Genomic DNA, 26,188 nt, shown 5'->3' with positions numbered 1-26,188 from the left:
TTTCAGCGAATCATTTGAAAAGGTCACCTTAGGGTGACCTTTTTTTGTTAGCCCATGCTTAACTCGCATTCTCCAATAACGTGCGAATAAACTCGGCTTTGATAGTACTCTCCTGCTTACCGTCATGAATCAGACACAAGTCTGCACGCAGTGACTCTTTCAGCTTGATAAAACGAATCCCATGCCAATGATGCTGAGAAAACGTCGACGGCACCAACGTCACGGTATTGCTGTTTGCTACATACGCCATCAAGGTGCTTGGCTCCACCACTTGTTTGCCAATATGGGGTGAAAAGCCTTCTTGCAGACAGGCATTGATGATGAAGTTTGCCGAGGCAGAATTCGCCAAGCTCATAAACGCAAACTCACACGTCTTTAAATCTTGGAGCCGCAGCAAAGATTTGCTGGCTAACTCATGTTGCTCCGACACCGCCACCACAAACACATCTTTGCCCAAAGACACCGACTGATACGGATAAATGTTGAGTGCATCGGCAAAACGTACAATGCCCACGTCGATTTTCTTCTCACTCAGATGCTTCTTTTGCGTCTCTGGGTTGAGGTCAAAAATGTCGGCGTGATAAGTGTCATGCTCAGCATGGAAGCGCTGTAACAGACGATCAAATCCGCCCCAAAATGCGCTACTTACCACACCAACTCGCAGGATATTTCTCTGGTTCAAACCCACTTGCTGCACTTGATTGAGCGAGACATTTAAGGTCTGAAAAATCAGTTGGCATTTGGACTCCAACAATCGCCCGGCCTCCGTCAGCATGACGTTTCTTGAATCACGCTCAAACAGTTTGACGTTAAGCACCTCTTCCAACTCTTTGATGCGATTGCTCAACGGCGAATTGGTGATATTGAGATTCTCGGCGGCCTTAGTGAAATGCTTGGTTTGTGCGACCTCGTAAAAGTAACGCAGCATCTTCAGCGTCACGCGCTCAAATGGTTCTGACTTCATGCATTGAGTCCTAGCGAATTTCATCATCCTCTTTTTAAGGATGATAGTAGCGAATAAAGCAAAGATAACCAGCGCAGAAAGTCACACAATGGAATCAACACACAACCAGAAGGTGACTAACATGAATCAGGATCCAGTAATCGGCGCGCTACAAACCATTCGCGAACGCAAACCAAACTTCCAACCTAAAGCGGCGTTTATTTTAGGCTCTGGCTTAGGCGTATTGGCAGACGAACTACAAGACAAAGTGGTCATTCCATACGAAGAGCTCGAAGGCTTTCCGGTTAGCACCGTGCAAGGCCACTCTGGTGAGTTGGTGCTTGGTACCATGGGCGGCGTAGACGTAGTGTGCATGAAAGGTCGCGGTCACTACTACGAACACGGCTCAATGAAGGTCATGACCACGCCCGTGCGCACCTTTAAAAAGCTGGGCTGTGAGTTTCTGCTCGTCACCAACGCGGCAGGCTCACTTCGCCCTGAACGCATCGACGTCGGTTCTCTGGTGGTATTTCATGACCACATCAATACCATGCCTGAATCGCCAATGATCGGTCCGAATGATGAAGAGTACGGCCCGAGGTTCTTCAGCCTCGCCAATGCGTACGACAAAGACCTGCGCGCAGAAGCGTTTGAAGTCGGCAAAGCCAATGGCATTCACCTGAATGAAGGTGTGTTTGTCTCTTACACAGGCCCCAACTTTGAGACCGCAGCCGAAATCCGCATGATGCAAATCATCGGTGGTGATGTGGTAGGCATGTCGGTCGTGCCAGAAGTGATTTCTGCGGCGCATTGCGGCTTACCCGTATTGGCAGTGTGTGCGATCACCAACATGGCAGAAGGTTTGGGAGATGTAGAACTGTCTCACGCCCAAACATTGAAGTGCGCGAAGCTAGCCGAAGCAGATTTCATTCGCTTTATTAAGCGCTTTATGAAGCATCACTTCTAAAGCCGTTTCATTCCAAAAAGCAAAATGGTCATCAAGTAACTTGATGGCCATTTTTCGTATCACGTTTCCCAACGTTCGGGGGTATTTCGGAGCCGTTTGCGCGTTTTACTTAACTGCGCGAACCAATTCAGCAATGCCTTCCCAATCGCCGTTGTCCATCATTGCAGTTGGCACCATCCACGTACCGCCACAAGCTACAACCGATTTCAGCGCTAGGTAATCTTCCACGTTGGATGGGCTTACGCCACCTGTTGGCATGAATTCCACTGGGTAAACCGCCGTGAGTGCTTTCAGCATGTTTACGCCGCCTGATGGCTCAGCAGGGAAGAACTTCAACGTACGCAGACCCATTTCCATCGCTTGCTCAACCAAGCTTGGGTTGTTTACACCCGGTACGATAGTCACGCCACGTTGCTGACAGTATTTCACTGTGGTTGGGTTGAAGCCTGGGCTAACGATAAAGTCCACGCCCGCTTCGATTGCGATATCCACTTGTTCTGTGGTCAGAACGGTGCCCGCGCCAATCAACAGTTCTGGGTACGCTTCACGCATGATGCGAATCGACTCCGCCGCCGCTTCGGTGCGGAATGTCACTTCCGCACATGGTAAACCGTTTTCTACCAACACTTTTGCCAGTGGCAGAGCGTGTGCTACGTCGTTGATTGCGATAACTGGGACGATTTTGATTTCTCTTAATCGTTGTTCAAGTGTTGTCATGGGGAACCTCTAAAGAATAAAGCTTAATGTTGCGACGATAATAAACGCGATACCGCCAAGTAACGTTTCCATTACCGTCCAAGTTTTTAATGTGGTTTTCTCATCCATCTCAAGCAGACGAGAGACCAACCAGAAACCAGAGTCATTGAAGTGAGACAGTACCGTTGCACCACCCGCAATCGCGATTACGATAAAGCAAAGGTCTAGTTCACTCAAACCTGTTGATGCAGCCACAACTGGCGCGATAAGAGCCGCCGTAGTGGTTAGCGCTACGGTTGCCGAGCCTTGAGCAACACGCAGACAGGTAGAGATAACAAATGCTGCTACGATCACTGGCATACCTGTATCTGTAAGAACGTCAGCCAGTGCATCACCGATGCCGCTTGAGCGCAGTACGCCGCCAAACATGCCACCAGCACCCGTTACTAGGATAACGCCACAGATTGGAGCCAATGACTCACCACACAATTTTTCTAGTTTTGCCATGCCGTAGTCTTTGGCAAACACAGTCAGACAGACAATCAAAGTAATCAGCAACGCGACTGGGGTTTTACCTAGCATACGTAGGAACTCAACCAGTGCCGTTTTGCCATCAATCAAACCTGCAACCGCCAGTGTGTTCAATACCGTATCCAAACAGATTAGCAGGACTGGCAGCACAAGGATGGTCATAACCGTGCCAAATTTTGGTGCGTTGCGCTCATCCACCATCGCTTCACCATTAAAGAAGGCTTTAGATAGTGGGATATCGAATTTTTTGCCCGCGTACAAACCAAATAGGTAAGCGCCAAGGTACCAAGTTGGAATAGCAACCAGAATACCCACCACCAATAGCAGACCGATGTTTGCGCCAAGGAATTCTGCCGCTGCAACCGGACCTGGATGTGGTGGAACAAACGCGTGCATAACCGCAAAAGCACCGGCTGCAGGCAACGCGTATTTAATTGGCGAGCCACCAAAACGAGCCGCCACACTTAGGATGATTGGCATCATCACTACAAGGCCTGCATCGAAGAAGATTGGGAAGCCAAACAGTAATGAAGCGACGCCCAAAGCAAATGGTGCGCGCTCTTTACCAAAGCGACCAATCAAAGTGTCTGCCAGCACTTTCGCACCGCCAGTCACTTCAAGAATTTTACCGATCATCGCACCAAGACCAACCAGCAATGCCACGGAAGCCAGTGTGCCGCCGAAGCCGCCCATCATGGTCGATACGACTTTCTCAGAAGGAACGCCAGTGGCGATTGCTGTGCCTAAACTCACCATAGTAAGGGAAGCAAAAGCATGGACTTTCAGTTTAATGATCAGAACGAGTAACGCTGCAATGGCAAGGCCTGCAATCGTCAGTAGGAACGTAGGATCTGGGGCTTGGGTTAATTGCTCCATTGGTTCACCTTTAAGAATTATTGTTTGTGTTATGGTTCACATTTATTTCAGTTACCGGTAACATGTTACCGATAACATGAATAAGATAAACCCATATTTTAAAGTGAATTCAAAAATTGAGATCACGCGCAAATTTGGTTATGAGGATAAGTTATGGCTGGTAGTAGTGTCATCGTTATGGGCGTTTGTGCTAGTGGTAAAAGCACAATTGGTGAGCATCTAGCGAAAAAGCTAGGGCGTAAATTCATTGATGGTGATGATCTTCATCCACGAGCGAACATTCAGAAAATGGCATCGGGCCAGCCTCTGAACGATGATGATCGCAAGCCATGGCTAGAACGCATTCGTGATGCGGCGTACAGCCTAGAAAGCAAAAACGAACACGGCATTATTGTCTGTTCAGCACTGAAAAAGATTTACCGCGATCAGATCCGCGAAGGCAACGACAACGTGACCTTCCTGTTCCTTGATGGCGATATGGAGTTGATCCTTAATCGCATGCGTATGCGCAAAGGCCACTTCATGAAAGAAAACATGGTGAAGAGCCAATTCGAGACGCTAGAGCGCCCAGACAACGAGCCTCAAACTCTGATCGTCAGTATCGACGGAGACATCAGCGACGTGGTGGAACGCTCTGCCGCTGAGCTAATCAAAATGCAAGCGATCGAGGTGGCGTAATGACTCACTCTGTTGTTCTTGAGGTCACACAACGTTTGACCGAGCGCAGCCGTGAAGCGCGCGCTGCGTTTCTTGCTCGCACCGAAGTGCAAGCCGAAGCTGGCAAAGGCCGTGTTGGTTTATCTTGTGGTAACTTAGCCCATGCAGTCGCCGCTTCTTGCTCTTCTGAAAAGAAAAATATTCTCGATTTTACTCATGCCAATGTCGCGCTGATCAGCGCCTACAACGACATGTTGAGCGCCCACCAGCCGTACCAAGACTACCCAGCGCAAATCAAACAAGTGCTGGCGGACTACGGACATACAGCGCAAGTCGCAGGTTGTGTGCCAGCGATGTGCGATGGGGTGACTCAAGGTCAAGCCGGCATGGATATGTCGCTGTTTTCGCGTGACTTAATTGCGCAATCAACGGCGTTGTCTTTGAGCCACAATGTCTTTGATGCCACATTACTGCTTGGCATCTGTGACAAAATCGCCCCGGGGCAACTGATGGGCGCGTTGTCTTACGCGCACCTACCGACTGCGTTTGTACCAGCGGGTCTGATGGCAACAGGCATCAGCAACGAAGAGAAAGTCGACGTGCGCCAAAAATACGCAGCGGGAGAAGTCGGCAAAGACGCTCTGCTGGATATGGAGTGTCGCGCTTACCACTCTGCGGGTACATGCACGTTTTACGGCACCGCCAACACCAACCAGTTGGTGTTCGAAGCCATGGGCTTGATGCTGCCAGGTTCGGCATTCATTCATCCCCATACCCAACTGCGTAAAGCGTTAACCGATCACGCGGCTCTGAAAATCGCCTCAATGACGGCGGGTTCTGCACACTTCCGTCCGCTGGCCGAGGTGGTCACAGAAAAGAGCTTGGTCAACGGCATCATCTCTCTACTTGCATCTGGCGGCAGCACCAATCACACCATTCATATGATCGCCGTGGCGCGTGCTGCTGGCATCTTGCTCACATGGCAAGACATCAGCGATCTGTCGGATGTGGTTCCTTTGTTAGCTCGCGTTTACCCGAACGGCCCAGCCGATATGAACGCGTTCCAAGACGCGGGTGGCGTGCCAGCGTTATTGCACCGCTTGAACGAATCCGAACTTTTGCATCGCGATGTGAAACCCGTGTTTGGTGAATTTGAAGACCAAATGACGCTGCCGAGCCTTGTCGATGGCCAACTGACTTGGACACCGTGCCAAGGCAGCCAAGACGGTGACGTGATCGCCAAACCGGACGCCACTTTCCAAAATACTGGCGGCACTCGCGTATTGACTGGCAACTTGGGCAAAGCCGTGGTGAAAGTGTCTGCGGTGAAAGAAGAGCAACGCGTGATTGTTGCACCTGCGATCGTATTCCAATGCCAACACGAAGTGGAAGCCGCGTACAAACGTGGTGAGCTGAACAAAAATTGCATCGTTGTAGTCACACACAACGGCCCAGCGGCAAACGGCATGCCTGAACTGCACAAGCTGATGCCAATTTTAGGTAACGTGCAAAAAGCAGGCTTTAAAGTGGCGCTGGTTACTGACGGTCGTTTATCTGGCGCGTCAGGTAAAATTCCGTCTGCGATTCATGTTTCTCCAGAAGCCATTCGTGGCGGCGCGATTGGTTTGGTGCGCAACGGCGATTTGATTCGTCTGGATTGCCAAACGGGTGAACTGAACAACTTAAGCGATACCACTGGTCGCGAGTTGATTCATTTCGACACCGAATCTACCCAACAAACCTGGGGACGAGGCTTGTTTAGCGTGATCCGCCAAAACGTCTCTAGTGCAGAAGAAGGCGCAAGCTTCATTGTTTAAGCCAGAAAAACAAAAAGAGCGGAGTTTGATACTCCGCTCTTTGTATTTGTCTTCGTTGTTTTTGTTTGGCTTGATTAAGCGGTTTTCATCACCACGACCGCAGAAATCACCACAAAGATACCAAACCAGCCGATTGGCTTAAGTTTCTGCTTAAACAGCAAGGCTCCACCCACTGCGGTACCCAAGATACCGATCGCGCCCCAAGAAGCATAAGCAATGGCTAAGTCGATCTCTTTAACCGCTTGTGCCAACAGCGTGAATGCTGTTAGTACCAACACAATCGCCGCAATGCCCCAGCCTTTGTATTTAAAGCCTTTTGAGCGTGTCAGCGCCATATTGGCCATGATATCGACCAAGGCAGCCATCACGACAAATCCAAATGACATCGTAAAAAATTGACTCATGATTCGCACCTTGTACTAGCAGAAAATGAACGTTCTTTTGCCGGTTTATCGGCGTTTTTCTCGGCGTTAGGTTGATCGTGTGATTCCCCTAAAGTCACACACACAATGCCGACAACGGCTAACATCAAACCAAACAGCTCTTGATGGTTTAAGTTGGCATCAAAGGCGATGATCGACACCACGGTGATCAACGAGATACCCAACCCTTCCCAGACAGCGTATGCCACACCGATCGATATTTTCTTCGCGGCAAACGCGAGAAAGTAGTAAGAGATTGCGATCAGCACATACATTACGATGTAGCCCCACCACCCGTGCCCTTGTCCGATAAGAGACATTGTGCTGGTGCCAGCCACTTCGGCAACGATGGCGAGCAATAAAAATAGACGTGCAACTAGCATGATTAATCCTCCATCAGAAATTAAAAAAATGCATAACGGAGAATGGTGAATGTCGCGTGCCTGTATCAACATTCAAAAAGTTAAAAAGATAAAAATGAGCCACTTCTCCTGACTATTTGAGATAAGGTTAGCGCTGGGTAGGAAAAAGAGACAGGTAATTGAGATATTCATTTTTGAATATCTTAAGAAGTAAGTTGTCTATGTAATCACACAATATTGATAAGGTTAAAGCATCTGCTCTCTCATTCAGCCGATGCCATAAAGTGACGTCATTGCGTAAAAATCAGCGGCGTATTGAGGGTTTGTCGCACCACTTTATGCAGGTGTCTGTGCAAAGGATGGTTGCGGTTGGTTTGAAGGAAACCGCCAGAGACCACAAACTGACTGAACTCACGGTTGACGAGTGGCATTGCGTAAGACGCGAGTTCCGGCATCAACAATGCCGAGCTTTGACTGGCATACATAATTGCGTCGGTTTCTTGCAGCATTTGGCAAGCCACGCGCAAATTATAGGATTTCAATAACACCACGGGCTCATAGCCCATGCGGCGATACTCGGACTCCACGGTACAAAGCGGTTTATATGACGCGGGCGCAGGTAAAGAAACAAGGGGCAGTTTAGAGACCGTGTCCCAATCATTGCTGACTTTCGACAAGGTCGGATGGTTTTTACGCGCCAAAATCACTCGTTTTTCAACGAATAACGGGCGCATGTAAATGTCTTTCGACAGTTCGGTCTCTTGGTCGAGAATGCAGTAATCGTGCTCACCTTCGAGCATTTCATCGTGCGAATAACTGTTCCAACTGGAAAAGGCAAAGTGCGCTTTAGGGAACGCTCGATGACAGCCAGTTAGCAATCGCTGCCCTTGTTCATCCATCAAATAAGGGTCGGTTACAATCGCGATCTGCCCTTGATATTGCTGAGGGTCGAATACTTCAAACTCTTGCACCACTTTTTCCAGTGGTGCAATCATGTTATCGAATTCGGCGGCAAGGCGAATCGCCATGGGAGATGGCTCTACCCCATGCGCTTTACGCACAAATAGCGGGTCATCAAACACTTGCTTAAGCTTCATTACGCCGCGGCTGGCGCTCGGTTGAGAAATGCCAAGCTGCATTGCGGCCAGCTTGATGCTGCGGTTTTCCACCACGGCTTTTAATAAACGCATTAAGTTGAGATCCAATGCATCCAGCTGATGTGCCATACCCTAACCTGCCAATACCATTGATGAGCGAATACGAAGAGCGGTTAACTGCGAGTTAAACACTCTCTCCTGAAGTGATCTGATAACCCATATCAAACACTTTTTCTTCTTGCGCTTCACCTTTCAGACGCGCAATTAAAAGCTCTGCACTCTTTACACCAATTTGGAAACGCGGCGTATCAACGCTGGTCAGCTTCGGACTGATGGTCTGACCGATATCCAAGGCGTTATAACCCACCACCGCTAATTGCTGCGGGACTTGAATGCCACGCTGCTGCGCACTCAGCATAGTACCAATTGCGATGTCATCGTTGGTACAGAACACCCCGTCGAGCGTTGGGTACGTTTCCAGTGCGCGTTCAAGCAAATCATGCGCAAGGGAGAAACTGGAGTGCACGCCAGTTAACACATGTTTGGGTTCGAGTCCGGCTTCATTCATCGCGCGATCATAACCTTGCATACGCAGTTTGGTACGCGTGTCCAAACGCGCACCGAAATAAACAATGGTGCGCTTACCAGCGTCCAACATACGTTTCACCGCGTTGTACGAAGCGTCTTCATGATCCAAGCCCACAGCCATATCAATCGGTTGTGGCGGCAATTCCATGGTTTCGACCACCGGAACGCCAGCGTTTTTGATCATCTGCAACGTGCGTGGAGTGTGGTGACTTTCAGTCAAAATCAACCCATCCACTTGGTAGGAAAGCAAAGAGGCGATTTTGCGCTCTTCCTCCAACTCATCGTAGCTAAAGTGTGCCAGTAGTGTTTCGTAGCCGTTGGCCTTAGTGACCGTCTCTATGCCCTGAACAAAGGAAGCAAAAATTTGGTTGGACAGAGAAGGAAGTAAGATGCCGATGGCTTTGCTGGAAGACTTAGACAACATCGCGGGGGCGCGATTTTCGATGTACCCCATCTCCTCGATTGCCGCGGCAATTTTCACGCGGGTCTTCTCAGCCACCGATTCTGGATTGCGCATATAGCGCGAAACCGTCATCTTTGTTACGCCAACTTGGTCTGCGACATCCTGCAATGTCGTTCGTGTTTTTTTATTCTGTTGAGCCATAAATATGTGATTTATCAATAATGTTACATGTAACATTATGACGAATACACAGGATGCCGACAAGCCACCAAAAGCCAAACATAATATCCACAATAAAATCATGCACTTATTGTTACAGAGTTGTTTTTAAAGAAACACTCGCAAAACGAATAAATAAATGACATTAATATTGAGTTTCTTATAAAATAGCGCACGTAAAACAATAAGATATCAGGCACTGTGCAGTTAGGCTCCAGCGAAACCCAAGTTTATTATCATCTTCTTGATCTGGACGACTCTCAAAAGCAGCAATACCTCCAAGAATTGCAACAGAGTCAACCTGAGCTATACATTCAACTCGCGCCCCTTTTAGCCCATGAAGCCCCAGAAGAGCGATTAACGCAATTGCTTTACTTTGGCGCTCATCAAGCGACCAACAGCGAGATCGACCTTAGTGGCGAAGTGATCAGTAAGTATCGCCTAACTCATGAGTTGGGGCGTGGTGGTATGGGCGTCGTTTATGCCGCGCAACGTGCAGATGAGACCTTCGAGCAAGATCTTGCGATCAAATTCATCCAAAGCAATTTAAGTAATGTGCTCGGACAACGGGCACTTTTCGATGAAGCGCAGCTACTAGCACGTTTAAATCACCCTTATATTGCGAAAGTCTTTGACGGCGGCCTGCATGACGACTCGGTTTACATCGTCATGGAGCGCGTGTTTGGCCAAACATTGGATGATTATCTTGCCGAAGTCACACTGACAGACCATGAGAAGCTCACGCTGTTTAAGCAGATTTGTCAGGCAATGGAACACGCGCATCACCACCAAGTGTTACACGCCGATCTCAAGCCTGAAAATATCCTGATTGACCCGAATAAACGACCGAAATTGCTCGATTTCAACCTGACGCAGAAAGTGCAAAACAGCGGTGGCGAATCCCCACCCACATTAATTGCGTTTAGCCAAAACTTTGCCAGTCCAGAACAACAGACTGGTCAGTTTCTGACGGCACAAAGCGATGTGTACTCTCTGGGTAAAATTCTCGCGATGATGTTTCCGTCACCGCGCGTTTGGTCTGATGTTTACTGGGTCATTAGACGCGCGACACGCTCTGCCGCAAAACTGCGCTATTCAGACGTTCGAGCACTCAGAATTGATATTGAGCGCATGCTTGAGCGGCGCCCAATCGAACAAAAAAAACATTGGCCGTTGTACAGCGTATTGCGTTTAGTACAGCGCCGTCCGCTGGCTGCAGCATTATCTGCCATTCTGGTTTTATCCGGCGTGCTATTTGGTAATGCATTGATTCAAAAGAATATCCAACTGCAACAAGAGAAGAAGATTGCAGAAGATATGATGTACGAACTGACTCGCCTCATCTTTCATGCGAAGGGGCAGAACGTCGAACATCTTTCGGTGAACTCCATGATGGAGCTAACACGAAGGCGGATACTCTCTAACCCAGATATCCCCAAACATATAAAACAAAAAATGTTGTTGGCGATGATGACACCGGTGCCAGAGAAGCACCTAACTACACCAATGAGTTGTCAGCCAAATTGTGCGTCTAAGGACAGCACCAACCAATAAGGCTTAAAACAAGATGTATACACGTTCAGTGGTATTTTGGCTGTCTGCATTGACGGCTACGTCCACTTTGGCGGCAGATGCTTCTGCAGCCACTTCACACCCGCCAGCTTCAACCTTGAAGCAAGGCTACTTTATCGACTCTCCAGTGACTGGTCTGTATTACAAAACCAGTTCCAATATCACGGGAGTCACTCAGCAAGGCGCATTTCATTACCAACCAGGTGATGTGATCAGCTTCTTCCTTGGTAACGATGACAAAGGTTATCTGCTGACAACCTTATCGAGCCAAGAAGTGCTTACGCCAACGATGGCGACAACCAAACCCAGCCGCAGCATCAATATGACGCGTCTGCTGCTTTCTCTCGACAGCACGCCTGAGAATCGTGAGGAAATTGTCTTAGCCAACCGTGTGTTGTCTGATCCTCGCTTTCAAAGCCAGCTCAAGAGTCTCGATCTCAATTATCTGGATGACGCTAAACGACATCTCAACCTCGACTGGGTTTCTGTCGATGAGGCGATTGATCACTTGAACGAAAGCCAGCAGTACATTGAGGAAAACTTTGCCTCTGATGAGATCATCTTTGAACCTCGCGGCATCACGTTCAAAAACATCGTGATCAAAAAGAAAGATTGGCAGGGCCGCGCTTGTGCCTACGATCTGCGCTATAAACATCACCCCAAATATCGCCCCCCATTTGGTGAGACCCGATTCACCATCACCAAAGATTCGTTAATTGAACACCCGAGTGTTGGCGACCATTTTCAAGGTTGCTTCATATCACCGAATCACCAAATTACGGAAGATATTGTCGAGCCGATTAGCAAGTTTGCAGATTGGTTTAACCTTGTTGGTTGCTCTATCACAGGATGCACCCGCAACGACTTGAACGGCTTCTCTCTCGAAGACTTTGACGATGAAGGCGACTGGAAATATCGCTCAGTCGCGATGAATTTTGACCCAAGCACTGAGCTCTTTATGGAGAAAGTACAAGGTCTCGGGCGCAACAAACACATCCAACACAGCAACCGCACTGAAATGCTGTGGTTTTCCTACCCTAACACCAGCGAGCACGACATCGACTACCTCGGCGTGTGGCAGCAAACCCAATACCACCAGCAATCCATGACACAATCGTGTCTGTTAATGCGCCACCAACAAGTGATGCGATTGCCACGCAGCGCCGAGACCTGCCCAACCGATGCAAGCCTATACACCCAAGATGTCACCCGCGGGTTTGCCGATATGTGGTGGGTAAACAATGACGAACCGAAAGCCAATTTGGCGCAAATGAACATCATGGTGCGCTGGTCAACCACTCCGGCAGAAATCAACTACACCACTTGGGAGTACTTACCGGCGGGAGCCAACTGGGAGCAAGGCATTTTGTATCGCTACCAACAGAACGTTAGTCGTAACCGAGATGGTTCTGATCATATTGAAACGCATACGATTTCTGAATTTGTCAAAGTGAGCGAGGAGGTATAACCATGGCAACGACTTCAGCCCTAACCCACATTATTCAGCAGTGGCAGTCTGGTAATAAACAAGCCGAAAGCGAGCTGTACCAATTCGCCTATTTGCAACTGCGTAAAATCGCCCAACAAGAACGTGAGCGCAACGCCGAAAAATACGGCACCGACAACATGGTATTGGCAGACAGCGTCAACAGCACCACCGCATTGATTCATGATGCTTACCTAAAGATGTCAAACTGCGACATGAGTGAAATCGCGACCAAGCGTGATTTTTTCTTAATGGCCGCTAAAGTCATGCGCCAAATATTGATCGACAACGCTCGCTCACACCAAGCGCAAAAACGCCAACACATCACGTTGATGAAGGACGAAGAAGACCGCTTTGAGCAGTTGATCATCATGGACAAAGCCTTAGATAGCTTTAGCACACGCTACCCACGTCAATCGAGCGCCTTAAAACTCAAATACCTGATGGGCATGAAGAACCAGGAGATCAGCGAACTGCTAGAGTGCAGCGCAAGCCTAATCGAAAAAGACCTCAAGTTCTCACGCAGCTGGCTGCAATCAAGAATGGCACACGCATAAATCATGACCAAGAAACTGTGGATTATCGGCGCTATCGGCGCCGGTTTATTGGGTGTTTACTTGTTAAGTGACGAGAGCAGCATGGCGTCTGCGGCCAGCTCTTTAAATAGCTCTCCTGTCGATAAAAGAAAAAGCCAACATCACTATGGTGAACGTACGTCGTTAATTGAGGTGAAGCAGGCGCTCACAACATCGGCGTTGGATGGCTCGAGCTCTCTCGATTTAGATGCTGTGCTTAATGCCACCCCATTCGATCAACAAAACGTCGCCGAGAACCCTTTCGATACGTTTGATGGTTACTACCCTTACGATCTGACGGCGGTGACACCACAACCCAAGGTTGATGCGGCGAACAACAGCAAACCCATCATCAATCTATCGGTCGAACAGCAACTGCAAACCATCATTTATGGTTGGGAGCTGACGCAAAACAAGCCGATCAGCAATTCGTTAAGTCTGAACCAATTGTTTGAAGACCCCGATGGTGACCTGCTCACCACTCGGATCTGGTTAGAAAACGCCAATGGTCTTCAGGTGCTCAACCAAGGTCAAATCGTGGTACAAGGTGCGCCAGAAGAAATCGACCAAACCACTTACTTAGCCGTGGCAGCTCGTGACAATCATCATGGTGAAGAAGATTACGCCTGGGTCACGACCCGTTTTGAATTGCCAGTCGTTAAAGAAGAGCAAAACAACACCGACCATCCTTTGGTCGGTGACATTGTGTATCGCCTAGAAACCACACAAAACCTTGGCGGTATCGCGTACGCGTATGAAGTGGTGTATTGCGAAGCGTTTCAGTTTGAAAACGAAGAAGTGTACTTTGCCGCCTCCAACAACAAGCGCTTATGCCCAGAAAAGGGAGCACTAAAAAAAGTGGGCCATTACAAAATCAGTGATGACTCGTTGATTGTTAGCGCAAATGGTGCTCGTCAAATCTGGACCACCAAAAAGGTGTACCCATCTCAGGTTCATAAAGAGACTCAGAACTATTTCACCACCGTGTTTGATGGCAAACAATTCGAAAGCTATACCATGCAAAAGAACAAGCAATCGATGGAAAAACGCATCAACGCACCGACAGGACGATATTTATACCAGATATCCTTTTTTGACTATTTGCTACCTCGCCCAAACGGCGATTATCTCGTGGCTGAAATTGGCAATTATATTTATCACCATGGAACTCAAGTCATTGGGCCTCATGGTGAAAGCATCGATTCCGATCTCAACTTACGCACTTACAATCCAAACTTGTATTGTGCTGATGTCGCCATCTGGTACGGCAGCCATGTCATTGCTGGTCAAGGAGACTATCAGGTTGACATCATCTCCGATCCTAACCCCTACGATCCGACTTACCTAATTGACTGCTACGAATACATTAGTAACCCCACGACCAGACAACAATCGTTAGCATTTGATCTGAGCTACTCGCCTTACGACGAACTACTTGATGGCGAGGTGTACAGCTACATTTTGCGTCCAAAGCCTGAACTGGCTGATCGCGTTGAAGAATTTAAAATCAATATGATTTATCACAGCCCAAAGCCGTTACGCTCAAGCAAAAAAAATAACCACTTAAAATACATAATGTTATTTTGACCATTAAATCACTAAAAACAAAAAGTGGAACCGTGATCAAAGTCTCATTTCCTTCCTCATCGACAAAAAACTCAAATAAATTTTACGGGTTTTATGCGGTTTTTCGTGTCTTGAACACTTACTCAATAGTGATTAAAAAGACACAACTTTCTTAAATCTCACTAGTGAGATTTAAGAAAAACAACAATAAAAAAAGCGACTTTCTCATTCGGAAACGAACAAGGACAAATGAATAATGAATAAGGTGAGTTTATTAGCAGCGTCAGTGGCTATCGCTCTTACAGGCTGTGGCGGTTCAGATAGCGGTTCAAGCAGTGCAAGCAACGGTGTTGTGATCACAGGTTTTGACGGCTACTTCAAAAATGCAGTTGTTTTTGAAGACACGAACAACAACGGTCAATGGGACACTCAAGAATCTATTCTTGGTCTGACCGATGAGAAAGGTCAGCTTACACTGGCCGCTAAACCAGAAAAAACCTTAGCACTGCAAACTCTCGTTCCAAACGGTGCGAAACAGAAACAACTTATCGCCTTGGATGCCAAGAAATACGCTGGCACCTACACCGTAGATATGGACCACCCAAGCCAAGCTATGGCGCACGAAATCGTATTCCGCGCACCATCATCGTCTAACGTGATCTCACCTATCACGGACCTTGTGGCGATTGAAATGGCAAAAGACCCTTCAATTACTGAAGAAGACGCGAAAGCAAACGTAAACAAAGCATTGGGAGGCTCAGAGGAAGCTCCGATTGATCTGTACAGTGACTTTGTTGAAGGTGCGACAAAAAACGCCGAACTACATAAAACCGCTCAGATTCTGACAGAATCTAAAGCGCAAAACCCAACAAATTACGAGAAGAAAGCGACTGAGTTTGCTCAAGCGGCAAACCAAGAAGTGGATCGTCTTGTCGCGTCTGGCGAAAACATCAATGACCCAAGCCTACGTCCAGTCATCACTGATAGCACGCCAAATAGCGACAACTTGGCACCTGAAACGCTAGTCAACAACAAGCTAACCGTCAACGAAACCGTAGAAGACGCAGCTGAAGATAAATTGGATAAGCTACCAGAAATCGTAAAAGGTGCCGCATTTGATGGCGTTGAGCTAAACATCGAAGGTCTTTTCAAAGACAAAGACCAAAGCCTTGTGAGCACAAAACTGACGCACAATTTAGCGGGCACAGGCATTGAAGTTGAGCAAGTTGGTAACCTAATTGTTCTACACCCAACCGCTATCGTAGAAAAATCCGGTGATTTTGAGATTGTTCTAACGGCGCAGGACAAAAACTCTAACGGTGATGTGCTATCAACTGTGAGCACAGTATTCGAAATCGAAATCGAATCTGCAAACTTACCACCAATGGTTGTTGAAGCAGAGCAAGCTCGCCTGCAATCCATTGTCGATGGCTGGTACCTACAACAGGGCGAACTGTTTGAACAAACGCTCGATATTTCTGGTTTGTTCCAAGATAAAGACGGTCAGATCACCGACTACTCAGCGGACTACGTAGGCATTGAAGGCCTATCAGCAATTGAAGATGGCAATGCGATTATCACCATTAAAGGCACACCGACAAAAGCTGGTGAATCTGGTGCAGCACTTACCATTAGCGCAACAGATGGTCATACTGCGGTGCAGATTGCACTCAGCATGCCAGAAGTAAAAGAAGGCGTTACGCCACCACCAGTAGTACCGACTTTGGGCTTCACGCAAGCGCACTTCAACGGTCAAGAATGGAAAATGGGTAGCTTTGCACAAAAAGATGGTGAAATTGGCTATGCCATGTTGATGCAGGACTCTGAGGGCCTACTATTCTGCTGGGGTTCAAACCACGATGAGATGAACCAAGAGTACAAAGCGAACATCAGCGACGTCCTAGAAAACACATGGGAACACGATGCCTACGCCATTCTTGCAGATCTTGACCAACAAACCGGTTACGCGGAATACAACAACAAAGACTGTGAAGACGTCGAGCTAAAAGACGGCAAGCTATACAACAGCTACGGCGAAGAGTATGAAATGCTGTACCAGCACAAAACCGGGAATAACGGCACTCAGATTATCGTTAAAATCTCAGATGATGAACTGTTCTGGATGGATTCAAGCAACACACCGTTTGCGGAATCACTTTCGGTTGCAGAACACATCAAGCATGGCACGGTAGAGCATGACTTGATGGTAGAAAGTAAAGGCAAAGACGACGACAAAATCCTGAAATACTCTTCAGGTACATACGAATACGACGCTGACACTTACAATTACTCGTCGTTCATGCCGACCGGCTTCCAAACGCCAGGAAACTGGGAAATCAAGGATGATGAAGGTCGTGAACTGCTGATTCTAGAAGAAACGGGCTCACAATCAGATTACAAAACTCGTCATCGTTACATCAACCGTGATTTTGGTGATTTCTACATCGGTATTCATTGGAGTAAAGAGCAAAACGGTCATGAATCAGCGCCGGAATATGGCCTGTACTCTCACAACAAAGAAGTAATGACAAGCATCGCGGCTTCACTACCAATTTTGGAGCCAGGTGACGATGACTAAAGCAACCATCGTCAACCCTTGTTGCGACAGTGTGCATTTACGTAGAAGACGTCGAACCTTCTGGGAACGATTTGTCGGTATCAAAGAAGTGTACATTTGCTCAAACTGTCACAAAGAAACACCTCTCAAGTAGCAACAATATTTGAGACCGCCAAAAAGCCCCGCATCGCGGGGCTTTCTTCGTTTTGAAAAACGCGTTTCGTCCTAAAATGTGGATACATTAAGGATGAACAACCGCTACTTCACACACATCACATTCAACAACGACGTGCCGGTTAACTGATTTGGTTCTCGATCGGCAAACAAGCCTTTCTTATCTTTACCCCAATACGGCAATTGCAGCGGCCATTTGTTCTTCTCCATCACACCAGAATCTCGCAACGCTTTAAATTCAGTCGCCGTGGCGAGCGACATGCCCAACTGCTGACAAATCTGTTGCGAGCTTTCGTAGTTGAGTCGATTCCACGGCTTACCATATTCCATATAAAACTGATTATCTAACAGGTAAGGCACGACATACGTTTTGCCATGTAGAGACGCTCGCAAGCGCACTTCCACCTCTCCATTGCCTTTTACGCTCGGTGCTGGTTTTGCTTTCGCTACCGGTTTTGTTGTCGTGCTTGATTTCGGCTCTTTTGCCGTAACTGGCTGCGCCGTCGTTTCTGTCGCAGAAGCTTTAAACGCCTCGGTATCTGGACGACTGGCCACGACTGGCGCAACAGGCTTCGGTGCGACGTTTGGTTTGGCGACAGGAGTCGACTTTGATGACGGCTGCATTTGCTTCACGGTGTTGTCACTCCCTTTGCCAACCACACGAATAAATGCCTCGCGATAGTTCGACAAGGTTTTGACTCCTCGCAAATCAGCAGACGCTTTAGAAAATTCTGTATAAGGCCCAATAAGACAACGATAGCCCTTTGCTTCGGGCTTCATCCAAACATCGGTGGTGATTTTGCTGTAAATGGGTTTGGCTTTGGCAAGTGGCATTGGTTTAGGCAGCAAGCCACATTGAATCCAATAGAAATCATTGCCTCTTTGCGGCACTTTCTTTCCCCAAACACCCTGACCGATTGGGCAACTTTTCTCTAGCATCGGCAGTTCTTTGTCGCTCGCTTGAGTCGCCTGACAAAGAAAGTCATCGGCCAATACCGGGGCTGAAAATTGGGCGCACAGCAATAGCCCTCCTAAGCTGAGGCCTGATTGGACAATGCGTGATGAGAGGTGTGCCTTCTTCATTTCCATACGCTTCACTCTGAACTAGTGGGTAAGGTCATTATGGCGGCAAAGCGCCAAAAAAATGTGAATAAAGAATAACAAGCAAAAAAAGAGCCGGAATTGCATCCGGCTCTCAGTTTAGGAAGGAAATGAGCGATTTAACAATGCTCTATGTCTAAATTCTTAACCTTTGTACAGTTTCGGGTTAAATACATCGCGTAACCAGTCACCCAGAAGGTTAATAACCAGTACCAAAGTAACTAGCACAATACCTGGGAAGGCTGTAATCCACCAAGCACCAGAGAAGATGTAGTTAAAGCCGATGCTGATCAACGCGCCCAAAGATGGTTGGTCAACAGGCAGACCCAAGCCTAGGAACGACAGCGCCGCTTCCGACATGATGGCGTTGGCCACCTGAACGGTTGAGATAACCAAGATTGGTGACAAACAGTTCGGCAAAATATGGCGGAACATGATGCGCGGAGCTTTAAAGCCCATCACACGTGCCGCTTCTACATATTCTTTCTTCTTCTCTGCCAGTACCGATGCACGAATCGTACGCGCGTACTGTGGCCATTCAGCCACACCAATGATCACCACCAGCATCACGACCGCGTATTGGCTGTAAAAATCGCTGCCAAAGCTGGCTTTGAAAATGGCCGAGACGATGATCGCTACCATCATGGTTGAAAACGACAACTGCACATCTGCAAAACGCATCAAGAAGCTATCGATACGACCGCCGAAGTAGCCTGCCGACAAACCAATGATGATGCCCAGTACAAGCTGTAGACCGACCGCTAGAAAACCGATCGTCAGCGACAAACGAGAGCCGTAAAGAATGGTCGATAAAATATCACGGCCTTGCTCATCCGTACCGAGCACAAAGCGTTCTTCACCGCCGTCCATCCAAGATGGTGGTAATTCTGAATCCATGATATCGATAGATGTCAGATCATACGGGTCAGTCGGTGCCAGAATTGGCGCCGCCAGTGCTAGCACCAAGAACATCAAAAACACCGTAAAACTCGCCATCGCCACTTTGTCGCGCTTGAAGTAGTACAAGAAATCCGAGTTTTTAAAGCGCTCCCACGCAGATGGAACGGCTGAAGGAGCAGCAGGAGTATTGGTTTGGCTCATGATTAAGCTCCTTTTCCAGTTAGGTTCACAGTTGGGTTGATGATGCCGTACAGCAAGTCAACGATGGTATTGGTTACCACGAAGATCAGACCAACAAAGATTACGTAGGCTGTGATTAGCGGTGTATCAACACGGTTAATCGCCTCTAGGAAAAGGAAGCCAGTGCCCGGCCATTGGAACACGGTTTCTGTGAGGATGGTGTAGGCCACCATGGTACCAATTTGCACGCCACCTACCGTCAGTACCGGTAGCATGGTGTTCTTAAGTGCATGTTGGTAATAAATCTTTTGTAAGTTCAGTCCTTTAGCCTTAGCGAACTTGATGTATTCCGAACTCAGTACTTCCAGCATTTCTGAACGAACCAGACGGATAAACAACGGCAACATGATCGATGCCAGCGCAATACACGGCAAGATCAGGTGCTTGATGCCATCAATGGTAAAGAAGCCAGATTCCCAACCGAGCACGTTGACGGTCTCGCCCCGTCCGTAGGAAGGCAGCCAACCAAGCTCTATGGAGAAGACGTACATCAGCATGATCGCCGTCAGGAAGACCGGAATCGAGATGCCGACGCTACTCATCGCCATGACAAATTTGGTGAAGATACTTTTCGGGTGAATCGCGGAGTACACCCCAAGTGGTATCGATAAAACAATAATGATGAGCGTCGCGCCAAATACGAGCTCTAGTGTCGCCACCAGCTTATCAAGAATAACCTCAACCGCTGGGCGCTTGAAAAAGTAAGACGTACCTAAATCACCTTGCAGTGCATTACCGACAAAGCGAGTGTACTTTGTGATAAAGGGATCGTTCAGGCCCAGTTCATCACGCAGCGCTTGACGCTCCGACTCTGAAACCGACTGACCTACAAGCTCACGCAGCGGGTCACCCAGGTTGTCCTGAATGGCAAACGCCACCAAACTGATCACAAACATCACTATCAGTGCCTGAAACAGGCGCTTGACCAGAAACGAAAACATTCCTTGCCCCTTAACTATCCATAGATCTCTAAATTTAGAGAGAAAATTCAGTCTGTAAAACTCGCTCAATCCGACTGAAACAAAACTGAGCTGAGTGATGAGCCTCATCAAGCATTCCTTGAGAGAAGCTCATGAAGGAGGGAATACGTCCCCTCCTTCTAACTACATCATGTGATTATTCAACCACTAGGTCACCGAAGTAAGGCATAACCATTGGGTTCACAATGTCTGCTGCTTTCACGTTAGACTTCGCGCCCCATGCTTCACTTTGCCAGTGTAGCGGTACAAATGCTGCGTCGTTGTAAAGCGTCGCTTCAACGCCTTTTAGCATTTCTGCACGTTTCGCTGGATCCGTTTCCACGTTCGCTGCTTCTACAATTTTGTCCATTTCTGGGTTTGAGTAGTAACCACAGTTGTACTGACCACGACCTGTCTCTTCGTTACGAGTCATTGTTAGGAACTCGTTGAAGTTCGCAGAGTCTTCAGTGTCTGAGTGCCAACCGATCATCAGCATGTCACCCGCACATTTATCAAACTCTGGCCAGTATTGCGCTTTTGGCATGGTTTTCAGATCAACCTTAATACCAATCTTAGACAACATTGCCGCCGCAGCCTGTGCAACTTTTGCATCGTTCACGTAACGGTTGTTTGGCGCAATCATAGTTAGGGCAAAGCCGTTCTCGTAGCCCGCTTCTTTCATCAGCTCTTTAGCTTTCTTCAGATCGTAGCGAGGAACCAGTTTTTCGTTGTGACCAACGTAACCCGCAGGGCTTTGCTGACCAGCAGCTGTCGCGAAACCTTTCATGATTTTCTTCACGATGCCTTCGTTGTTGATCGCATGCACGATAGCTTGACGAACGCGCACGTCTTTCAACGCTTCATTGCTGTTTTGGTTCATTTGGAACGTGATGATTCGCGTACCAGGTAGTGTCACGAGATCGATGCCTTTCGCATCTTTCACACGTTGGTGATCGTTTGGCGCTACTGGGTGAATCATATCGACGCCACCAGAAAGAAGCGCAGCCACACGAGTCGCGTCTTCTTTGATTGGTACTAGCGTTAGCTTATCAACGTTACCTTTCGACGCTTTATCCCAGTAATCTTTGAAGCGTTCAAATTCCACTTTTACGCCTTGTTCACGTGATGTCACGATGAATGGGCCAGTACCGGAAACGTGAGTCGATGCAAATGAGTTACCGTGCTTCACTAGTTCAGACTTGTCTTTGCCGTCTTCTGTCTTACCTGAGTAGAACTTGCTGTCCATAGGGAAGATGTACGTCGCCGTTTGCAGAACAAGTGGGTATGGACCTTTAGTAACCAAATCGAACGTGTAGTCATCCACTTTTACGATTTTCTCGTACGGGTCGAAGATCGCTTTAAAGTCTGGAGAGCTTTGTAGACGCTCAAATGTCCACACCACATCATCCGCTGTTAGCGAGTTACCAGAGTGGAACTTCACGCCTTCACGCAGTTTGAAGCGTACCGTTGTGTCGTTAACACGTTCCCAGCTTTCTGCTAGACGAGGTTCGAAGTCCATTGTTTGAGTGAAACGAACTAGAGGGTCAAATACCATGTGTGACATTTGCAGTGTACCGCCAGACAATTGCTCATGCGGGTCAAGCGATACTGGGTCAGCAGCGTAGCCAACTTTAATATCTGCTGCTAGCGCATTAAAACTAAGGCCCGCAGCCATTAGCGCCACTGCTAATTTGCTTTTCATGGTTTTCATTTGCATAACTCCTTCATGCGGGGATCCGGATCCCTTGTTATTGTGTTTGCGTCTTTATAATGACTAAAGATCAGCCAAGCGAAATACTTGGTTTATGCCGTTTTGATTTCTTCTCGCAAGCCCGTAAATTCAGGCATTAGAGAGATCAATTTTTTGCTGTATTCGTGCTGTGGAGCAGTAAAGAGCTGCTCGGTAGGCGCGACTTCCAATAACGTGCCCATCTGCATTACACCTACTCGGTCACACATCTGACGAATCACCGGTAAATCGTGACTGATAAACAACATCGTTAGGTTCAGTTCACTTTGCAGATCTTTTAGCAAGTTCAGAATTTGTGCCTGTACCGACACATCCAACGCTGATGTCGGTTCATCACAAATCAAAAGTCGAGGACGAGTTGCCAGAGCGCGCGCAATCGAAATACGCTGACGCTGACCACCAGAGAATTCATGAGGATATTTCACGCCAGCCATGCGACCTAAACCAACATGATCAAGCAAATCATTCACGATTTGACGTGTTTCTGCTTCATTTTTGGTGAGTTTATGGAAACGAATTGGCTCGGCAATAATGTCTGCCACCTTCATACGAGGGTTCATAGACGTGTATGGATTTTGGAACACCATCTGCATTTGACGTCGCATCGGACGACGCTCTTTTTCCGACTTCATCGCCGTGAGATCGATGCCTTCAAATTTCACTTGGCCAGAGTTTGGCTCATACAAGCCAGCAATCACGCGCGCGATGGTCGACTTACCCGAACCTGACTCACCCACCAGACCAAACGTCTCACCTTCGTGCACCTCAAAACTCACATTGTTCGATGCCTGCACGTACTCACGGCGGCTTTCAAACAAAGAGTCCTTAGTCACAAACCTTAGGTTGACGTTTTTTACATCCAACAACGGGCCAGTGTACTCACGCTGATCTTGGCTTTGACCCAGCCAGTGATTCTTAATGTCTAGCGACTTCATTTCTGTCGCTTCTTCGATGTAACTCACCAGAGGGAAACGGTCGAGCTTTCTGTCTGAGCGAGGAACCGCCGAAATCAAGCTGCGCGTGTATGGATGATCTGGGTTGCCCAACACTTTTGCCGTTGGCCCAAACTCAACAAGATCGCCACGGTACATTACCGCCACGCGGTCTGTAACGTTTGAAACCACCCCCATGTCGTGCGTAACCAACATACAACCAACATTGTTCTGGATACACAACTCACGGATAAGATTCAGGATTTGGTCTTGGATTGATACGTCCAGTGCCGTGGTTGGCTCATCGGCGATGATCAGATCTGGCTCACCAGCCAAAGCGATCGCGATAACCACACGCTGACGCATACCACCAGAAAACTGGTGAGGATACTGTTTAAGACGGTTTTCAGGCTGAGGGATGCCGACTTGCTGCATCAGAGACAACGCGCGTTGATACGCCTCGTCGTCAGACACTTTCATGTTGGCATGAATGGTTTCTTTTAGCTGCTGCTCAACCGTAAACAAAGGGTTAAGAGAGGTCATAGGGTCTTGGAAGATAAAACCAATCTTCGAGCCACGCACCTTACGCATCGCTTCTGGTGTTAAGCCAGAGATTTTTTCACCATCCAAAAAGACATCGCCACTGGCAACGCGTCCCGGAGGGCTCAGCAAATCGATAACGGCGTTACCAACGGTGGACTTACCCGCACCGGATTCGCCAACAACACCCACGATTTCACCTCGTTCAATATTAAACGAAAGTGATTTCACGGCCGCGTGAACGCCGTGTCGGGATGGATACTCAATACGAAGGTTTTTCACCTCTAATAGTGACATTTCAGACCTCTACTGCCTTGTCTGTGGTATCGAATCGCACTGGGAAAGCCCGTGCCATTCATCACCTGAATGAATCCGTTCAAATTCAGAATAATACTCTGAAATCTTAATGCGGAAACAATTTGGCAAAAATCACACAAAAAAGCAACAATTAAAGTATATTCAGCCGTAAAAACATTGAATACACGCACAATGAGCGAATAAAAATGCATTAACAAGTATTTAACCACTTTCATATCACCCCATTTTTGTGCGCCATGCACCATTAAAACTAGAAAAATGCTCTAAATATAGGCACAACATCACCTCACACTATAACCGCACTATTCATGTGTGATTATTAACATTTACCAAACAATATATCGTACCAAAAGCAATTTTTCGGCATAAAATGTTACTAACAAAATAGTCGGCAAACATAAAAAACCAAAGTTAACTGGCTTCACCTAAGGCTAAAACGTGAGCACCACAACAAAACAGAGGAAACCTCCTCAAAGTTGCGATTATGCGCCCGTTATGCGGTTTAATGATTAAGCCAAAAGAACAGCATCACTTAAGCGTAAACGAAACTGCACAATTTGCTGACGGATTGCCTCTTTACGATGCGATTTAGAGTGGGATAATAGGCTTTCGACGCCAGTGACTAAGTAGTGAATGAAAGGAGCCCCTGTGCTTAAAGCGATTTTTTTTGATATGGACGAGACGTTATGTGGCACATCCCAAGCAGACAAAGCTGCAGGGCAAAAATTTGCTGCCTGGATTCAACAAACGTATCCCCAAGTCTCTGATCCTCAAGCATTCTTACAACGCTACTTGCAAGGGGTATATAAAAAGCTCAACGCAGAGTTTCCTCAGCTGGTTGCTCTTCTTCCAGACGAAAATGCTTTTCGCTGTGGTCTGATCCAAACGATTTTGGCAGAGAACGGCATCCACATCGATGCAGAGCAAGCTCAGCAAGCACAACACTATTTTGATTCAGCACGTATGGGCGCGTTCACTTTCTTCCCTGGCGTAAAAGAAATGCTGACGGATCTACGTAAGCACTACAAACTCGTAGTGATCACTAACGGTCCAATTTTCTCGCAGCACCCCAAATTGAAAGCAACACAAATGGATGAATGGGTGGACCATATTATTGTGGGTGGCGAAGAGCCAGAAGAAAAACCAGCGGCCAGCATATTCCAAAAAGCCTTGAATCTTGTCGACATCAAACCAGAAGAAGCCTTACACATCGGTGACTCTCTAGCGGCAGACATCGCAGGCGCAAACAACATGGGTATTTTGAGTGTGTGGGTGAATGCGACTGGCGCAAGTAATCCAACAGAGATAACGCCGAACTTTGAAATCCGAGAAACCGTCGAGCTAAAAGAAATCCTGAAAACACTCGCCCAATAACAACAGCGGATTAAGAAAATCACAACCCCAGACATTGAGCTGGGGTTTATTTTATCTGCGCGAAAAGCTCTGGGATCATGGGTGGTCTAAAGCACCAAAAGCTGCACCAACCTTACAATTCGAACGCAAAGCGAGATTCTGCTGATAGAAATCTTCTGGCTAGCCATTCTCAGCTAATATGGAGGAAAATAGAGTGGCTAAAATGCAAAAAAGCCTCAGTCTTTCGACTGAGGCTTTAAATAGTGGTCGGTGAAGAGGGATTCGAACCCCCGACCCTCTGGTCCCAAACCAGATGCGCTACCAAGCTGCGCTATTCACCGAGCATGTATTCTTTATAGAAAGAATGGGGTGGCTAACGAGACTTGAACTCGCGACAACCGGAATCACAATCCGGGGCTCTACCAACTGAGCTATAGCCACCATCAAATTTTTATGTTCACCGCTACTTATGTAGCCATAAACTAGATAGTGGTCGGTGAAGAGGGATTCGAACCCCCGACCCTCTGGTCCCAAACCAGATGCGCTACCAAGCTGCGCTATTCACCGACTTATGTTTTATCCTGATT

The 26,188-nt window shown here is 47.6% G+C and carries 21 protein-coding genes and 3 tRNA genes; 9 read left to right on the top strand and 15 right to left on the bottom strand.

The window, feature by feature from the left end; all coding sequences use genetic code 11:
* Positions 1-58: 58 nt before the first annotated feature.
* On the bottom strand, positions 59-964 hold the full coding sequence (locus ACYJZR_RS00305; protein ID WP_406966245.1) for a LysR family transcriptional regulator: 906 nt from the start codon (positions 962-964) through the stop codon (positions 59-61).
* A gap of 121 nt (positions 965-1,085) precedes the next feature.
* On the opposite strand from ACYJZR_RS00305, the gene xapA reads away from it, so the two are divergent.
* Complete coding sequence (gene xapA / locus ACYJZR_RS00300) at positions 1,086-1,910, top strand: xanthosine phosphorylase (RefSeq protein WP_015296049.1); 825 nt, start codon at positions 1,086-1,088, stop codon at positions 1,908-1,910.
* Between the two features lie 105 nt (positions 1,911-2,015).
* Here the strand turns inward: xapA and ACYJZR_RS00295 are convergent, their stop codons facing one another.
* A complete protein-coding gene (locus ACYJZR_RS00295) occupies positions 2,016-2,627 on the bottom strand; it encodes a bifunctional 4-hydroxy-2-oxoglutarate aldolase/2-dehydro-3-deoxy-phosphogluconate aldolase (protein WP_005394384.1) in 612 nt (203 codons plus the stop codon).
* A gap of 9 nt (positions 2,628-2,636) precedes the next feature.
* Entirely contained in the window at positions 2,637-4,013 is a 1,377-nt protein-coding gene (locus ACYJZR_RS00290) for a GntP family permease (protein WP_024700133.1), read from the bottom strand.
* Between the two features lie 153 nt (positions 4,014-4,166).
* Here ACYJZR_RS00290 and ACYJZR_RS00285 point away from each other — a divergent pair, with 153 nt between their 5' ends.
* Together ACYJZR_RS00285 and edd are read left to right on the top strand one after the other, a co-directional pair.
* Complete coding sequence (locus ACYJZR_RS00285) at positions 4,167-4,691, top strand: gluconokinase (protein WP_005467756.1); 525 nt, start codon at positions 4,167-4,169, stop codon at positions 4,689-4,691.
* Positions 4,691-6,487 carry a phosphogluconate dehydratase gene (gene edd, locus ACYJZR_RS00280; RefSeq protein ID WP_406966244.1) on the top strand — a complete coding sequence of 599 codons (1,797 nt, stop codon included), beginning with the start codon at positions 4,691-4,693 and terminating at the stop codon, positions 6,485-6,487. Before ACYJZR_RS00285 ends, edd begins: the two co-directional genes overlap by 1 nt.
* Before the next feature lie 74 nt (positions 6,488-6,561).
* On the opposite strand, the gene ACYJZR_RS00275 is transcribed toward edd, so the two are convergent.
* The 4 genes from ACYJZR_RS00275 to ACYJZR_RS00260 form a co-directional block, all read right to left on the bottom strand.
* Positions 6,562-6,891: an SMR family transporter gene (locus ACYJZR_RS00275; RefSeq protein ID WP_406966243.1), complete on the bottom strand. Its 330-nt coding sequence runs from the start codon at positions 6,889-6,891 to the stop codon at positions 6,562-6,564.
* Complete coding sequence (locus ACYJZR_RS00270; protein ID WP_005455212.1) at positions 6,888-7,292, bottom strand: SMR family transporter; 405 nt, start codon at positions 7,290-7,292, stop codon at positions 6,888-6,890. Before ACYJZR_RS00270 ends, ACYJZR_RS00275 begins: the two co-directional genes overlap by 4 nt.
* Positions 7,293-7,561: 269 nt before the next feature.
* Positions 7,562-8,497 carry a LysR family transcriptional regulator gene (locus tag ACYJZR_RS00265; protein WP_005455215.1) on the bottom strand — a complete coding sequence of 312 codons (936 nt, stop codon included), beginning with the start codon at positions 8,495-8,497 and terminating at the stop codon, positions 7,562-7,564.
* A 55-nt stretch (positions 8,498-8,552) separates the two neighbouring features.
* On the bottom strand, positions 8,553-9,560 hold the full coding sequence (locus ACYJZR_RS00260) for a substrate-binding domain-containing protein (RefSeq protein WP_005496635.1): 1,008 nt from the start codon (positions 9,558-9,560) through the stop codon (positions 8,553-8,555).
* Between the two features lie 219 nt (positions 9,561-9,779).
* Here ACYJZR_RS00260 and ACYJZR_RS00255 point away from each other — a divergent pair, with 219 nt between their 5' ends.
* The 5 genes from ACYJZR_RS00255 (at position 9,780) to ACYJZR_RS00235 (ending at position 17,355) form a co-directional block, all read left to right on the top strand.
* Positions 9,780-11,132, top strand: coding sequence for a serine/threonine-protein kinase (locus ACYJZR_RS00255; protein WP_406966242.1), 1,353 nt, complete (start codon positions 9,780-9,782; stop codon positions 11,130-11,132).
* Between the two features lie 13 nt (positions 11,133-11,145).
* On the top strand, positions 11,146-12,618 hold the full coding sequence (locus tag ACYJZR_RS00250) for a chromosome partitioning protein ParA (RefSeq protein WP_406966241.1): 1,473 nt from the start codon (positions 11,146-11,148) through the stop codon (positions 12,616-12,618).
* Positions 12,619-12,620: 2 nt separating this feature from the next.
* On the top strand, positions 12,621-13,193 hold the full coding sequence (locus tag ACYJZR_RS00245) for a sigma-70 family RNA polymerase sigma factor (protein ID WP_005455178.1): 573 nt from the start codon (positions 12,621-12,623) through the stop codon (positions 13,191-13,193).
* Positions 13,194-13,196: 3 nt separating this feature from the next.
* Positions 13,197-14,798 (top strand): hypothetical protein, encoded by a 1,602-nt coding sequence (locus tag ACYJZR_RS00240; protein WP_406966240.1) that lies wholly within the window; start codon positions 13,197-13,199, stop codon positions 14,796-14,798.
* A 235-nt stretch (positions 14,799-15,033) separates the two neighbouring features.
* Positions 15,034-17,355, top strand: coding sequence for an acid phosphatase (locus ACYJZR_RS00235; protein WP_229619486.1), 2,322 nt, complete (start codon positions 15,034-15,036; stop codon positions 17,353-17,355).
* Positions 17,356-17,592: 237 nt separating this feature from the next.
* Here ACYJZR_RS00235 and ACYJZR_RS00230 read toward each other — a convergent pair whose 3' ends face one another.
* The 5 genes from ACYJZR_RS00230 to ACYJZR_RS00210 all read right to left on the bottom strand — a co-directional run bounded on the left by ACYJZR_RS00230 (position 17,593) and on the right by ACYJZR_RS00210 (position 24,227).
* Positions 17,593-18,597, bottom strand: coding sequence for an SPOR domain-containing protein (locus ACYJZR_RS00230; RefSeq protein ID WP_406966239.1), 1,005 nt, complete (start codon positions 18,595-18,597; stop codon positions 17,593-17,595).
* A gap of 156 nt (positions 18,598-18,753) precedes the next feature.
* Complete coding sequence (locus tag ACYJZR_RS00225) at positions 18,754-19,710, bottom strand: ABC transporter permease (protein ID WP_005455202.1); 957 nt, start codon at positions 19,708-19,710, stop codon at positions 18,754-18,756.
* A gap of 2 nt (positions 19,711-19,712) precedes the next feature.
* A complete protein-coding gene (locus ACYJZR_RS00220; protein WP_005455219.1) occupies positions 19,713-20,690 on the bottom strand; it encodes an ABC transporter permease in 978 nt (325 codons plus the stop codon).
* 175 nt (positions 20,691-20,865) lie between these two features.
* On the bottom strand, positions 20,866-22,419 hold the full coding sequence (locus tag ACYJZR_RS00215; protein ID WP_005478744.1) for an ABC transporter substrate-binding protein: 1,554 nt from the start codon (positions 22,417-22,419) through the stop codon (positions 20,866-20,868).
* Between the two features lie 92 nt (positions 22,420-22,511).
* Positions 22,512-24,227, bottom strand: a complete 1,716-nt coding sequence (locus ACYJZR_RS00210; RefSeq protein WP_005455179.1) for an ABC transporter ATP-binding protein — start codon at positions 24,225-24,227, stop codon at positions 22,512-22,514.
* A 669-nt stretch (positions 24,228-24,896) separates the two neighbouring features.
* On the opposite strand from ACYJZR_RS00210, the gene ACYJZR_RS00205 reads away from it, so the two are divergent.
* Positions 24,897-25,622, top strand: coding sequence for an HAD family hydrolase (locus ACYJZR_RS00205; protein ID WP_005496615.1), 726 nt, complete (start codon positions 24,897-24,899; stop codon positions 25,620-25,622).
* A 243-nt stretch (positions 25,623-25,865) separates the two neighbouring features.
* Here the strand turns inward: ACYJZR_RS00205 and ACYJZR_RS00200 are convergent.
* The 3 genes from ACYJZR_RS00200 to ACYJZR_RS00190 form a co-directional block, all read right to left on the bottom strand.
* Positions 25,866-25,942: transfer RNA gene (locus ACYJZR_RS00200), tRNA-Pro, on the bottom strand.
* A gap of 24 nt (positions 25,943-25,966) precedes the next feature.
* Positions 25,967-26,042 (bottom strand) — tRNA-His (locus tag ACYJZR_RS00195).
* Positions 26,043-26,091: 49 nt separating this feature from the next.
* Positions 26,092-26,168 (bottom strand) — tRNA-Pro (locus tag ACYJZR_RS00190).
* Positions 26,169-26,188: the final 20 nt, after the last annotated feature.

Source organism: Vibrio sp. RC2502, assembly GCF_054850435.1.
The sequence above is the reverse complement of the archived record's forward strand: the minus strand, read 5'-3'. Positions and strand labels throughout refer to the sequence as shown.

Excerpts from the sequence above, each read along its gene's own strand:
- ACYJZR_RS00305 (WP_406966245.1), bottom strand. The coding sequence starts at position 964 with ATGAAGTCAGAACCATTTGAGCGCGTGACGCTGAAGATGCTGCGTTAC.
- xapA (WP_015296049.1), top strand. The coding sequence starts at position 1,086 with ATGAATCAGGATCCAGTAATCGGCGCGCTACAAACCATTCGCGAACGC.
- ACYJZR_RS00295 (WP_005394384.1), bottom strand. The coding sequence starts at position 2,627 with ATGACAACACTTGAACAACGATTAAGAGAAATCAAAATCGTCCCAGTT.
- ACYJZR_RS00290 (WP_024700133.1), bottom strand. The coding sequence starts at position 4,013 with ATGGAGCAATTAACCCAAGCCCCAGATCCTACGTTCCTACTGACGATT.
- ACYJZR_RS00285 (WP_005467756.1), top strand. The coding sequence starts at position 4,167 with ATGGCTGGTAGTAGTGTCATCGTTATGGGCGTTTGTGCTAGTGGTAAA.
- edd (WP_406966244.1), top strand. The coding sequence starts at position 4,691 with ATGACTCACTCTGTTGTTCTTGAGGTCACACAACGTTTGACCGAGCGC.
- ACYJZR_RS00275 (WP_406966243.1), bottom strand. The coding sequence starts at position 6,891 with ATGAGTCAATTTTTTACGATGTCATTTGGATTTGTCGTGATGGCTGCC.
- ACYJZR_RS00270 (WP_005455212.1), bottom strand. The coding sequence starts at position 7,292 with ATGCTAGTTGCACGTCTATTTTTATTGCTCGCCATCGTTGCCGAAGTG.
- ACYJZR_RS00265 (WP_005455215.1), bottom strand. The coding sequence starts at position 8,497 with ATGGCACATCAGCTGGATGCATTGGATCTCAACTTAATGCGTTTATTA.
- ACYJZR_RS00260 (WP_005496635.1), bottom strand. The coding sequence starts at position 9,560 with ATGGCTCAACAGAATAAAAAAACACGAACGACATTGCAGGATGTCGCA.
- ACYJZR_RS00250 (WP_406966241.1), top strand. The coding sequence starts at position 11,146 with ATGTATACACGTTCAGTGGTATTTTGGCTGTCTGCATTGACGGCTACG.
- ACYJZR_RS00245 (WP_005455178.1), top strand. The coding sequence starts at position 12,621 with ATGGCAACGACTTCAGCCCTAACCCACATTATTCAGCAGTGGCAGTCT.
- ACYJZR_RS00240 (WP_406966240.1), top strand. The coding sequence starts at position 13,197 with ATGACCAAGAAACTGTGGATTATCGGCGCTATCGGCGCCGGTTTATTG.
- ACYJZR_RS00235 (WP_229619486.1), top strand. The coding sequence starts at position 15,034 with ATGAATAAGGTGAGTTTATTAGCAGCGTCAGTGGCTATCGCTCTTACA.
- ACYJZR_RS00230 (WP_406966239.1), bottom strand. The coding sequence starts at position 18,597 with ATGGAAATGAAGAAGGCACACCTCTCATCACGCATTGTCCAATCAGGC.
- ACYJZR_RS00225 (WP_005455202.1), bottom strand. The coding sequence starts at position 19,710 with ATGAGCCAAACCAATACTCCTGCTGCTCCTTCAGCCGTTCCATCTGCG.
- ACYJZR_RS00220 (WP_005455219.1), bottom strand. The coding sequence starts at position 20,690 with ATGTTTTCGTTTCTGGTCAAGCGCCTGTTTCAGGCACTGATAGTGATG.
- ACYJZR_RS00215 (WP_005478744.1), bottom strand. The coding sequence starts at position 22,419 with ATGAAAACCATGAAAAGCAAATTAGCAGTGGCGCTAATGGCTGCGGGC.
- ACYJZR_RS00210 (WP_005455179.1), bottom strand. The coding sequence starts at position 24,227 with ATGTCACTATTAGAGGTGAAAAACCTTCGTATTGAGTATCCATCCCGA.